At 43.8% G+C, this 11,479-nt stretch carries 14 protein-coding genes; 5 read left to right on the top strand and 9 right to left on the bottom strand.

Translation table 11 applies throughout. The features are described 5' to 3' along the window. Positions 1 to 35: 35 nt before the first annotated feature. From GO493_RS03825 to GO493_RS03785, 9 genes are all read right to left on the bottom strand, one after another. Positions 36 to 536, bottom strand: a complete 501-nt coding sequence (locus tag GO493_RS03825) for an RNA polymerase sigma factor (RefSeq protein WP_157304771.1) — start codon at positions 534 to 536, stop codon at positions 36 to 38. A gap of 587 nt (positions 537 to 1,123) precedes the next feature. Beyond that, a complete protein-coding gene (gene rpiB / locus GO493_RS03820) occupies positions 1,124 to 1,585 on the bottom strand; it encodes a ribose 5-phosphate isomerase B (protein WP_157304770.1) in 462 nt (153 codons plus the stop codon). Positions 1,586 to 1,599: 14 nt separating this feature from the next. Continuing rightward, positions 1,600 to 2,457 carry a twin-arginine translocase subunit TatC gene (gene tatC / locus GO493_RS03815; RefSeq protein ID WP_157304769.1) on the bottom strand — a complete coding sequence of 286 codons (858 nt, stop codon included), beginning with the start codon at positions 2,455 to 2,457 and terminating at the stop codon, positions 1,600 to 1,602. Positions 2,458 to 3,121: 664 nt separating this feature from the next. Next, positions 3,122 to 4,390: a hemolysin family protein gene (locus GO493_RS03810; RefSeq protein ID WP_157304768.1), complete on the bottom strand. Its 1,269-nt coding sequence runs from the start codon at positions 4,388 to 4,390 to the stop codon at positions 3,122 to 3,124. 101 nt (positions 4,391 to 4,491) lie between these two features. After that, positions 4,492 to 5,058 (bottom strand): guanylate kinase, encoded by a 567-nt coding sequence (gene gmk / locus GO493_RS03805; RefSeq protein WP_157304767.1) that lies wholly within the window; start codon positions 5,056 to 5,058, stop codon positions 4,492 to 4,494. Positions 5,059 to 5,204: 146 nt separating this feature from the next. Then, positions 5,205 to 6,518 (bottom strand): UDP-N-acetylglucosamine 1-carboxyvinyltransferase, encoded by a 1,314-nt coding sequence (gene murA / locus GO493_RS03800; RefSeq protein ID WP_317165401.1) that lies wholly within the window; start codon positions 6,516 to 6,518, stop codon positions 5,205 to 5,207. Continuing rightward, a complete protein-coding gene (locus GO493_RS03795) occupies positions 6,515 to 7,234 on the bottom strand; it encodes a DUF4290 domain-containing protein (protein WP_157304766.1) in 720 nt (239 codons plus the stop codon). Before GO493_RS03795 ends, murA begins: the two co-directional genes overlap by 4 nt. A 299-nt stretch (positions 7,235 to 7,533) precedes the next feature. After that, on the bottom strand, positions 7,534 to 8,463 hold the full coding sequence (locus tag GO493_RS03790) for a tryptophan 2,3-dioxygenase family protein (protein WP_157304765.1): 930 nt from the start codon (positions 8,461 to 8,463) through the stop codon (positions 7,534 to 7,536). A gap of 63 nt (positions 8,464 to 8,526) precedes the next feature. Continuing rightward, positions 8,527 to 8,994 (bottom strand): Lrp/AsnC ligand binding domain-containing protein, encoded by a 468-nt coding sequence (locus GO493_RS03785; protein WP_110053192.1) that lies wholly within the window; start codon positions 8,992 to 8,994, stop codon positions 8,527 to 8,529. A gap of 476 nt (positions 8,995 to 9,470) precedes the next feature. Here GO493_RS03785 and trmB point away from each other — a divergent pair, with 476 nt between their 5' ends. The 5 genes from trmB to GO493_RS03765 all read left to right on the top strand — a co-directional run bounded on the left by trmB (position 9,471) and on the right by GO493_RS03765 (position 11,479). Next, a complete protein-coding gene (trmB, locus tag GO493_RS03780; protein WP_157304764.1) occupies positions 9,471 to 10,181 on the top strand; it encodes a tRNA (guanosine(46)-N7)-methyltransferase TrmB in 711 nt (236 codons plus the stop codon). Then, positions 10,150 to 10,350, top strand: coding sequence for a DUF5522 domain-containing protein (locus GO493_RS30805; RefSeq protein ID WP_198315471.1), 201 nt, complete (start codon positions 10,150 to 10,152; stop codon positions 10,348 to 10,350). Before trmB ends, GO493_RS30805 begins: the two co-directional genes overlap by 32 nt. Beyond that, complete coding sequence (locus tag GO493_RS03775; protein ID WP_157304763.1) at positions 10,283 to 10,696, top strand: MGMT family protein; 414 nt, start codon at positions 10,283 to 10,285, stop codon at positions 10,694 to 10,696. Before GO493_RS30805 ends, GO493_RS03775 begins: the two co-directional genes overlap by 68 nt. A gap of 34 nt (positions 10,697 to 10,730) precedes the next feature. Then, positions 10,731 to 11,174, top strand: coding sequence for an IPExxxVDY family protein (locus GO493_RS03770; RefSeq protein WP_157304762.1), 444 nt, complete (start codon positions 10,731 to 10,733; stop codon positions 11,172 to 11,174). A gap of 74 nt (positions 11,175 to 11,248) precedes the next feature. Next, positions 11,249 to 11,479 (top strand): 4a-hydroxytetrahydrobiopterin dehydratase, encoded by a 231-nt coding sequence (locus GO493_RS03765; RefSeq protein ID WP_157304761.1) that lies wholly within the window; start codon positions 11,249 to 11,251, stop codon positions 11,477 to 11,479.

Raw genomic sequence — 11,479 nt, 5'->3', positions numbered from 1 at the left:
AAAGGGAAGGCGTAAAAATACGAAAGAATGGAGAATTAATATCTCGCTATGCGGGATTTCAACATTTTGCGTGCAAAATGGATACGGCTTTTCACTGTTCCCAGCGGCTCATTCAGCATAGCCGCAATCTCATAGTATTTATACCCCTCAAAGTACAGCATAAATGGCTGCTTGAAAATAACGGGCAGATTGTAAACCGCCATATGTACATCTTTGATACGGAGGTTGGTTTCTGCCTTGTTGTCTATTACCGGTTGCTGCAGGTGAATGAGATAATCCCCTGCACCATTGTCCAGCAGGCGGAACTGCCGGTTACCTCTCCGGTAATTGTTGATGAAGATATTCCGCATAATGGTATACAGCCATGCCCGGATATTGGTTCCAGCCAGGTATTTGTCGCGGTTTGCCAGTGCGCGGAACAAGGTCTCCTGGTAAAGATCCTTCGCCGATTCTGCGTCTTTAGTCAGCGTAACGGCGTACGGGCGCAGGAAATCAGCGTTTCCCAGCAATAAGGTGTTAAATTCTGTGGATGACATAATGGTGAAGTTTAAGCATCTGAAATAAAATTGCTTCAGCTGATAAACCATTTTAAGGGAAACAATTGTTTAAGTAAAAGTTCGCTATCATATGTAAGGGTGTTAAATGGTTACATAGATCTTACTTACACACCAGGCCTCGTTGAAATGTTTACAGGATCGGGATATAACAACGGCTGCTTTTCTCAAACACGGTAAGGTTATGCTAATCAATTTCGTGAACTAAGTGATAAAATAACAGATAAGGCGCGATCGGACCAGTTCAGTCACACCCTGTGATGTGATGAAAACCGGACGTACGCTTACTGCGGGCGTTTCCATTTTTTGGTAAATTTTTAAGGTTACAAAATGGGGTTCAATATTGCTCTACTCCCAGCTCTTCCATACAATCATTCACAGACTAATCTCAGACAGAAATATATTACGAACTAACATCCAACTAACTGACTCTTAACACAATTTAACAAAATCAATTCTATTTACCAAATAAAATAAAAGGGATAACATATAATTAAAAAACGCAAAAAAGAACCTTATATGGTTCTTTTTTGCGCTATATACAGCTTAATAAAATAAGAAATGCCGGCTTATAAACAGGCAATCTTTCTCACCCTGTTTTCGTGGCGGCCACCTTCAAATGGAGTACTGATAAAAACATCTACCATCTGTTTAGCCACTGCATCATCTACAAAACGGGCAGGCACACATAACACATTTGCATTATTGTGCGCACGTGACAGACGCGACAGTTCTTCGCCCCAGCAGATAGCGGCGCGGATGCCCTGGTGCTTGTTGGCAGTAATGGCCACGCCATTACCACTGCCACATACAAGGATACCGAAAGCGGCCTGTTCCCTTTCAACCAGTGTTGCCACCGGGTGCGCAAAATCAGGATAATCTGCAGACTCACTGGAGTGTGCGCCTACATCTTTTACTTTCAGTCCTTTTGCTTCCAGGTAGGAGATGATCTCCTCTTTATATTCATACCCTGCATGATCTGAGCCGATAGCTACCGGCAGGGAAAGATCGAATAATGATTGTGATGCCATAACATTAAGTTTTTTTAAGACCATTCTTCTACTTCCGGTTCATTCTCCCTGTCTTCCATTCCTTTCAACGCTCTCTTCGAAATGTAGATACTTATTTCATATAACGCATACAAAGGCGTAAACACGATCAGCTGATCAATTACGTCAGGCGGTGTGATCACGGCTGCCAGTACCAGGATCACAACTATTGCATGACGACGGTAGGTACGCAGGAAAGTAGGCGTGATAAATCCTATTTTGGTAAGGAAGAACACCAGGATCGGCAATTCGAACAACACCCCCATACCCAGTACGATCTGTGTCATCAAACCAAAATAATCATCTATAAAGAACTGATTCACCGCCTTGTCTGTAACGGTATACCCGGCCAGGAAGTTGATGGTGAAAGGCGCCATCAGGAAATAACTGAATGCTATTCCAAGAAAGAACTGGAAAGACACCCAGAAAATAATTCCCCTCGCTCCTTTCAGCTCACGCTCTCTCAACGCCGGCTTAATAAAACGCCAGAACTCCCAGAAGATATAAGGAAATGCCGCCACCAGGCCAATCATAAAGGCCAGCTTGAACTGCAGCATTACCTGACCAACCAGTATGTGGTTCTGGAACACAATAGGTACCGGCTCAATACAAAGCTTATCCCCCAGCCCTACCAGCTGCCCCAGTTTACATAACGCTACATAAGAAGGGAAGTTCTTGTTGGTAGGTCCGAAGATCACATTATCAAGGATCTCTTTAGTGTAAACAAAGCCAAAAATACTGAACACAATCAGCGCTATAATGGACCGGACAATGTGCCAGCGCAGGTCTTCCAGGTGATCAAAGAAAGACATCTCCGCTTTCTCATCGTTATTGGCAAAAATTTTCTTGAACATATCTGTTAGTCGGGCTCTGTTAAACTATTATCTAAGGGCACAAAGATAGCTGTTGCCTGCAATAAAATACAGTGCATAGCCAAATCAAATGCGGCGAAAAGGTAAAGAAAAGTTTGAAGAAAGAGGAACAGAATTGACGAATAGTGTTAACAAAAGAGGGAAGGGGTGATACAGGTACAAAAAAAGAGCCAGCCCGAGAAGAATCAAGAGCCGGCCTTTCATCCATTGTTTGTTAACCCCAAAAAAGTTGAATTCGAGAATGTCTTTGTTTCCAGATTCACATTCCATCCGATTGATGGCAAGCTTTCAAGATAGTTTGTGCTTCTGGTTACTTTTAAATTTCTATTACAAAAATAGAAAGAATTATGTTATTATCAATGTTGTAACAATTTTTTTTACATCCTTTTAACAAAAATCAAATCATTGTGTTACATCATCCGTAGCAAATGTATAAAATTCGTGTTAATTCCCTACTACTTTTTTTAAATCGTTTTAGCAGGTTGGATGCTTTTTGATAATGCAAATATATTAAAAAAAATATAACAATGTCAACACCTGATTTCTTTTCTTTTATAAAAAACCAGTAAGTTCTCCTAAATAATTGACACCGAGAGAAATAAAAATCGGGCTTTCTGGAAAATAAACGTCAATTAATCGGCAGAAACTACCCAAGCACCTTCAGTTTTACCATTTCTATCCTTGTTTCCGTCACATTCAACACGTCAAATTCGTAATCATCAATGATGATCCTTTCTTTGAGACGGGGAATAGTTTCATGATGATTGATAATATAACCGGACAATGTTTCACTTTCATCTTCAGGAAAATCAAATCCGTATTTCTCATTGAGATAATCCAGTTCCAGTCTGCCGGAGAAGATATATTCTTTTTCAGCAATCTGTTTCTCTACAAACTCCTCCACATCATGTTCATCCTTGATCTCTCCGAATATCTCTTCAAGTACATCTTCAATAGTAACAATACCTGCAGTACCGCCAAACTCGTCTACCACCCAGGCAATGCTCCTTCTCTCCTTGTTAAACTTGCTGAGCAGGTCTATAGCGCTCATCGTTTCCGGAACGGCCAGGATAGGATGCAGGATAGCAGAAATATCTGCCGGGTTCTTGAACATATCCAGCTGATGGATATACCCGAGTATATTATCGATCGTAGATTCGTAAATAACGATCTTGGATAGCTTGGTCTCGACAAATTTGCGTTGTGCCTGTGCAATAGGGCTGCTGATGTCCAGGGCCTCTATCTCCTTCCTGGGAATGAGACAACCACGGATCTTTACATGGGTGAGTGACAGCGCATTTTCAAACAGCTCTGTGTTCAGCTCCTGGTTTTCTGTTACATGCTGCTGCGATTGCCTTATAAAATGCTCAACATCCACCCGGGGAAAAGATGTGGCATTTTCTACTATCCTCACATTGAAAAGATATTTCAGTATCCATTCAGATACAGATACCAGCAGGCTGCCTAATACAAACAGTGGTTTTGATATAAAAGAGATGGGTAATGCGAAGAAACCCAGTAATGCTTCCGGCCTTGAACGGAATACAGCACGGGGAATGAAGAAACCGAATGTAAGCAGGACCAGTGTTGCCAGCAGCACTTCCATGAGGAGCAACAGGGGCTGATAGCTGGTGTTCTCCTGCGGCGATAATATCCTGTCCCACAGGGGTTGAAAGAAACCGGCAAAAAGTATCCCATATATTACTACGGTTATGGTCAGTCCCAGCAAACTGGTAGCCAGGAAGCGGGAGGGGTTGTCATTAAAACCGGCTAAGATCTTTCCTGTAGCGCGGCCCTGTTTCTTCTTCAGCTCAATGCTCAATTTGTTCACATTGGCGAATGCCGTTTCCAACCCGGCAAAGAAACCTGCCAGCAATACAAGAGCAGCCAGTATCAGGAGTGTATACGTATCCATAGAGAACAAAAGTAAGTAATTAAAGATTCCGCATGTTTATGGGTGATGTTACCACTTTATTTTTGGGTTCAATAGTTTGCCGCAAAAAACGCAGCTCAAAATCATTTACTAAGAAAAGAAACTACTAACGCTTTTACAGCTGCATAAGCAGTTTCCAGGTCATCATTCACCACGATCTCATCAAACTCATGAGAAAAAGACATTTCATACCGGGCCTTTCCCAGCCTCTCTTCCAGAGACGCCTGGGTTTCTGTTCCCCTTTCGCTCAGACGTGTACGCAGGGTATCCAGGGTAGGCGGTGCTATAAATATAGTTAAAACACCGTTATGATACTTCTCTTTAATAGAGAGGGCCCCTTTTACATCAATATCCACCATCGGTACTTTACCGTTATCCCATATACGCTGCAATTCAGACTTCAGCGTACCATAATATTTACCGGCATATACCATTTCGTATTCAGCAAATGCGTTATCATCTATTTTCTGGTGAAAATCGTCCAGGCTCAGAAAGTGATAGTCCTTTCCATCCACTTCTGCTTCCCTGGCTTGCCTTGTGGTGGCAGATATTGAAAATGAGAGCTGGGGCAGTTCAGACAACAGCTTTTTTACGATGGTGGTTTTACCCGCTCCGGAGGGAGCGGTAATGATGATGATCTTATTGGCCATGATGCAAAATACGATTAATACAAAAGCCCAAAACCATGAGATAAGTGCGATTGTACAGATCATTCGCTCCTGTCTATAGCTTTGAGCTAACAGAAAGCTGACGCCTTACGGCACCAGCTTTAAATTCTTAAAATGCTTATTCAGCTTTAAACTCTTTTGATATCTGCGCCCAGCTTTCTCAAACGTTCATCTATATACTGATAACCGCGATCTATCTGTTCGATATTCTGAATGGTGCTCTTGCCTTCCGCGCTCAATGCGGCGATCAGCAGGGAAACACCTGCACGGATGTCAGGAGAGGACATTGTGATGCCACGCAGCTGGTGCTGCCTGCCTAGTCCTATCACCACAGCACGGTGCGGATCGCACAATACGATCTGCGCTCCCATATCAATCAGCTTATCCACGAAGAAAAGCCTGCTTTCAAACATCTTCTGGTGAATCATCACACTACCTTTAGCCTGTGTAGCCACTACCAGCACAATGCTCAGCAGGTCAGGCGTAAAGCCCGGCCATGGGTGATCTGAGATAGTGAGGATAGAACCGTCCAGGAAAGTCTGGATCTCATATGAATCCTGCGCGGGAATATAAATATCATTATTGCGGATTTCCATCTGGATACCCAGCTGGCGGAACTTCTCAGGGATAATGCCCAGGTGTTCTATACCCGCATTCTTAATAGTGATCTCACTCTGGGTCATAGCGGCCAGTCCAATGAAGGAACCGATCTCGATCATGTCCGGCAGCATAGCGTGAGTACAACCGCCTAAAGAGCTTACTCCTTCAATAGTGAGCAGGTTGGAACCTATACCGTTGATCTTCGCGCCCATACTGTTCAGCATTTTGCAGAGCTGCTGCAGGTAAGGCTCACAGGCGGCGTTATAGATTGTGGTGGTCCCGCTTGCCATTACAGCTGCCATTACAATGTTAGCCGTACCTGTAACGGAAGGTTCGTCCAGTAGCATATAGGCTCCTTTCAGTCCACCGTTACCGGATTCAAGGCGGAAGTAGTTATCGTCATTATCATATACAAACTGCACACCCAGTTTCTCGAAACCGATAATATGTGTGTCCAGTCTGCGGCGGCCTATCTTGTCTCCTCCCGGTTTAGGGATATATGCTTTCCCGAAGCGCGCCAGTAAGGGGCCGGCTATCATAACCGATCCTCTGAGACGCCCGGATTTTTTCTTGAATTCTGCACTCTCTATATATGGCAGGTCAATCTGGTCAGCCTGGAATTCGCATGTATCACGTGTTACCCTGTTGGTCTTCACCCCCATATCTCCCAGCAGTTCTATCAGCAGGTTTACGTCCAGGATATCCGGGATATTGCTGATGGTCACCTTTTCAGGTGTTAATAAAACAGCGCTGATGATCTGTAAAGCTTCGTTTTTGGCTCCCTGGGGCACAATTTCCCCCTTAAGACGGTTACCACCTCTTACTTCAAAGGCACTACTCACTTGTTCCTGTTTTTATTGTATTTATTGTTGTTATTGTGCTTGTTACTTTTCCCGCTGTTGTTTTTGAACTTGTTTTGCTGGAAGTTCTTGCGTTTGTTGCTGCCGCCACTGCTACCGCTGGTGCGGGGCTGGAATTCAGCATTGGTGTTGAAGTTAGGCTGGTTGGCTACTGCTGCTGCAGTTACCGGAGGGGTATAACCAGGTTGAAACTCTAACTGGCCGTTGGTAATGGAATTCAGTTCTGCCCTGATAGCGTCATCATGCACACTTTCCTTATGCCAGTTGCTATAGGCCAGCTTCATATAATTACCTACACATTGGGTAAACCCTTCTTTTTTCTCAGGATTGGTTTCGTTGATCGCTTTGTCGATCACTATTTCCAGGTTTTTACCGAAGTGGCGGTTACGGGGGTATTTTTTAGGATAACCCAGGCGCTCGGGTTTAGCCTTTAATGTTTCCCTGGTTGGAATAGGATATGGGGATTCCACATCCAGTTTGAAGTCAGATATCAGGAATAAATGGTCCCATAATTTATGCCTGAAGTCCTCTACATTGCGCAGGTGGGGGTTAAGCGTACCCATCAGCTCTATCAGTGACATAGCATTCCTCTGACGGTGTTCCATGTCTTCTATGCTCAGCACATATTCTATCATCTTCTGGATATTCCGTCCATACTCCTTCATTATCAAATGGTTACGGGTGGTATTGTATTCCATATCGCAAATTAAAAAATAATATCAGTGTAAATTTTGAAAGGTAAGTACTGCTCGCGCATTCACAAAGCAAAATAGCTACTGGAGAACATCTTTGTACCGGGGTAGTTGCCCGTACGGAATGACTTTTAATGTGAAAGCAACCGTTCTATGCAAACTTATGAAAAATAGTTTAATTATAAAGTGTCTCAGAGATCGGGATATTATACTTTAACTTTTTGGATGCAAAAATCGCTTCTGCCTTCGGCAAAAGCGGTTTTTGCGGTCTTTTTTGCCTTATGTGCGGCTGAAAAACCAAATAATTACTCTTCAAAGGCCAGCTTTCCCCAGTTCTCCAGCTCTTCTTCCGTCCATATTTCAGGGAAAAAGACGATCCTCTTATGCCTGGGGGGCAAATACTGCTGCCAGTTGGTACCACCGGTAGCGGCAATATCCTCCGGTTTACGGTTCAGGTACCTGACGGCAGATTTATAGTGCATGAGCGGCCATCGCACATTAATATTCAGGTCGTACTCTTTCAGCAACGGTAATACTTCCTGCTGTACTTCCGGCGCCAGTTCCTTATAACGCAGCTGCATATTGCAGGGCTTATAACGGTTAGCAAGCAACAGGAACTCCTGCATATACTTCTGCTCAAACTGCCGCAGGGTAAGGGTTTTCTTCCCTGTAGCCAGCTCTGTGGCGCCGCTTCTCCAGTAAATATTATCCAGCACCTCAGACAGCTCCTTATCTTTTAAGGGTGGCCGCTGGGGCTCATATACCAGGTTCACCAGCGTGGTGGAACATATTTCTATTTTCCTGAACTGTCCGCTCTGGAAACCGCTGGCCGGCAGCAAAGCCATTCTGAACTGCAGGAACTGCTGTTTATCCATCCCCTCTACCATGATCTCGAAAGAATTGATCAGGTTCCGGAAATAGTTATTGATCCGCTTCAGCTGGGTTTTGAACAGGTCTGCCGTCAGCACAGGGGCATGGCATACCTGCTCAATAGCCTGCAGGGTCAGCTTGAAATACAGTTCTGTGATCTGGTGATAAATAATAAAAATGTTCTCGTCAGGGATCGGGGTGCGGGGGTGCTGCAGGTTTAATAATACATCCAGCTGAATATAGTCCCAGTAAGTCAGATAGTCCGCGTAGAGGAGCCCATCAAGATATGATGAAAGATCCTGTCCCATAGCGGCATACTTTTCTTCCAGCCGTCTTATCTTGTCGGCAATTTCAGTTGTAACCATAACTAAATGTAGGAAAATATCAGGGCCGGCTAATAATATAGCCGGCCCTTTCAGTAATATTACTTACTCAACAACATTTATAGTCCTGTAGAAACTTTCCTCGAGAGAGATCAGCGTCTCAGTGCGTTCAATCCCTTTGATCTTCTGTAATTCATCATGCAGTATCCTTCTGAGCTGGCTTATATCCTTACAAATGATCTCAGCGAACATACTATAGCTACCGGTAGTATAATTCAGCCTTACCATTTCAGGGATCTTGCGTAATTCTTTGGCCACAGTATCATACATTGAGCTTTTTTCAAGATAGATACCAATAAAGGCAATTACGTCATACCCGATCATTTTTAAATCTACATGTAATTTTGTACCTTTAACAATACCCAGTTCTTGTAATTTCTTCATTCTAACGTGGATCGTGCCACCGGAAACGAAAAGCTTCTTCCCGAGGTCAGCGTAGGAGATTTCAGCATTATGCATCATTTCACTGATGATCTGCAAATCTAGTTTGTCAATATTCAAATTGTGGCTCATTTTTACAATTTGTTTTTGAATGTATTAAACCTATATGCAAATATTTGAAAAATTTCGAAATTTCAAAAATTTTTCTTAAAAAATTTGCAAGAAAACCTCCGTGTCTTTAGATTTGCATCATAATCGTTGTTCAAAAACGGAATTCGATATAAAGTCAGCCTTAAAAAACTGAATAAATTCGAAGAAACCCGGACAAAAGTTGAATAACCAGTTCTTTAAAATTGTGGGGTGATGAAACTGGCAGACATGCCCTCTTGTCTCGGGGGTGGGGATCACAGGATAAACACAGCATAATGGGTTGACCACTAATCTTATTTGTGCTGCGGCTAACTGCCCCGTGGAGGTTCGACTCCTTCCCCTACAGCTAAAAAGCCTGATCGTTTAAAACGGTCAGGCTTTTTTATTTTCAGCAGGATTTAGCCCCCGGCACTGCCCAAAAAACAGTTCTCCTCGGGAAAACATTATTTTTGCAGCAAATGGGACAAAAGAAATTACAACGCTTCGCAGAAATTGAGACTTTTCCTAATGTGCTCATCTACCCGGAAAATATGCCGGGCCAATGGCATACATTCTATAAGAATAACCACCCGCTTACACTTGAGCTGGCTTGCGGTAAAGGGGATTATACCCTCGGCCTGGCCCGCCGCTACCCGGAAAGGAACTTCCTGGGAGTAGACCTGAAAGGCAACCGTATCTGGAGAGGTGCTAAAACCGCCCTCGAAGAACCGCTGCCCAACGCAGGCTTCCTCCGTACACAGATAGATAAATTACAGAATTACTTCGCCCCCGGCGAAATAGCAGAGATATGGATCACTTTCCCCGACCCGTTCCTGCGTCAGTCCAAATCAAAAAAACGTCTTACACATCCGAAATTCCTGCAGCTGTATCAACCCCTGCTGGCTAAAGACGGCACCATCAACCTGAAAACAGATTCTGCAGAACTGTATGAATTTACCCAGGAAGTGATCACCGCCAGCGGTTGCACACTCATAGAGAATATCCCGGATGTATATGCACTTCCTGAAATACCACCGTTATTACAGATCAAAACCTTCTATGAAGGCATGCACCTGGAAGACGGCCGTACCATCAGGTACCTGAAATTTGCATTACCTTCCACGCCCCTCAACTGGCGTGAAATACAACTGCCATCAGATGCAACAGCAGCCGTTGAAGGAGGGGATTGATTTCTACTATAACGAACACGGGTATATGGTGTTCACCGAACATTATCACCTCCGGCGCGGATCCTGCTGCGGCAACGGCTGTAAACATTGTCCATACAATTATGAAAAAGTTCCCGAACCCAAAAGGACCACTCTCCTTGCCGGAAGAGAAAAAAAGGACGACCAGTGAAGGCTCCTTCTATGAAAGGGTATTCGAACTGGCAAGGCAGGTGCCCAAAGGCCGCGTAACCACTTACGGCGCCATAGCAGAAGCCTCCGGGCTGAAACTCTCCGCCCGCATGGTAGGCTGGGCCATGAATGGCGCAGGACATGTAAAACCACGCGTACCGGCACACAGGATAGTGAACCGCAACGGTATGCTGAGTGGCAAACACCACTTTGCAACCCCTACCCTGATGCAGGAATTACTGGAACAGGAAGGTATCCAGGTAAAAGACGATAAAATATTAAATTTTAAAGACGTACTTTGGTTGCCGGGTACTAAACCCACCGCTAAAAGAAGTGCGAAAAAATGACGACCTTGGCGAACATTGAATCACATATTACTATATGTCGGTATTAAAGTTAAAGCTGGACCAGGACCAACTGCTGGAAGATTTCTTTGAATCTACCCACATCGTTGGTGTTGTTTCTTCTGCCCGCGACTATCAACTCTGCTGGCAGATAAACAGGACCATGCACTTTAATTTCAGGGTCAATAATTCACTGGAAATTAATCTTTCCAAGAACAACAGGGCCTTCTACTTCAGCGTGTTCGATTTCGAAGAACCTACCAAATCAGCTGTACACTACTTCTATAATAATCACTGCCAGGCAGAGTTCCTGCTCCCGGAACTGAAAAATATCGATTACCTGTGGATGATAAAAGGAGACTATTATCAACTGCAGGATATCAAAAAATTAATAGAGCAGTTACGCCAGGTAGAGCTTGTACAATTAGTATCTTTACTGGACATCAGAGAGATCAAAAATAAGATGAACCTCATCTTCTGACCGGCTCACACCCCGGTCTTCCTTCGCCGAATCACCCCATAAAAGCCATGCTTTTATGATTAAATACTTTTGTTATGTGGGAAGAAAAAAACAACCAGTTGCATCGCTCTTTCACGTTCCACGACTTCAGGGATGCGTTTGCTTTTATGACAAAAGTGGCTTTATTAGCTGAAAAAATGGACCATCACCCATATTGGACAAATGTTTATAACAAGGTAGATATATACCTGAATACACACGATGCGGGAGATGTGATCACTGATAAGGACCGGAAAATGGCTAAAGCCATAGACGGTTTGTTGTAA

The sequence above is a fragment of the Chitinophaga tropicalis genome (assembly GCF_009758205.1).
Lineage (GTDB): Bacteria > Bacteroidota > Bacteroidia > Chitinophagales > Chitinophagaceae > Chitinophaga > Chitinophaga tropicalis.
The sequence above is the reverse complement of the archived record's forward strand: the minus strand, read 5'-3'. Positions and strand labels throughout refer to the sequence as shown.

Coding starts and splice junctions, on each gene's coding strand:
- GO493_RS03825 (WP_157304771.1), bottom strand. CDS start 536: ATGTCATCCACAGAATTTAACACCTTATTGCTGGGAAACGCTGATTTC.
- rpiB (WP_157304770.1), bottom strand. CDS start 1,585: ATGGCATCACAATCATTATTCGATCTTTCCCTGCCGGTAGCTATCGGC.
- tatC (WP_157304769.1), bottom strand. CDS start 2,457: ATGTTCAAGAAAATTTTTGCCAATAACGATGAGAAAGCGGAGATGTCT.
- GO493_RS03810 (WP_157304768.1), bottom strand. CDS start 4,390: ATGGATACGTATACACTCCTGATACTGGCTGCTCTTGTATTGCTGGCA.
- gmk (WP_157304767.1), bottom strand. CDS start 5,058: ATGGCCAATAAGATCATCATCATTACCGCTCCCTCCGGAGCGGGTAAA.
- GO493_RS03795 (WP_157304766.1), bottom strand. CDS start 7,234: ATGGAATACAATACCACCCGTAACCATTTGATAATGAAGGAGTATGGA.
- GO493_RS03790 (WP_157304765.1), bottom strand. CDS start 8,463: ATGGTTACAACTGAAATTGCCGACAAGATAAGACGGCTGGAAGAAAAG.
- GO493_RS03785 (WP_110053192.1), bottom strand. CDS start 8,994: ATGAGCCACAATTTGAATATTGACAAACTAGATTTGCAGATCATCAGT.
- trmB (WP_157304764.1), top strand. CDS start 9,471: ATGGGACAAAAGAAATTACAACGCTTCGCAGAAATTGAGACTTTTCCT.
- GO493_RS30805 (WP_198315471.1), top strand. CDS start 10,150: ATGCAACAGCAGCCGTTGAAGGAGGGGATTGATTTCTACTATAACGAA.
- GO493_RS03775 (WP_157304763.1), top strand. CDS start 10,283: ATGAAAAAGTTCCCGAACCCAAAAGGACCACTCTCCTTGCCGGAAGAG.
- GO493_RS03770 (WP_157304762.1), top strand. CDS start 10,731: ATGTCGGTATTAAAGTTAAAGCTGGACCAGGACCAACTGCTGGAAGAT.
- GO493_RS03765 (WP_157304761.1), top strand. CDS start 11,249: ATGTGGGAAGAAAAAAACAACCAGTTGCATCGCTCTTTCACGTTCCAC.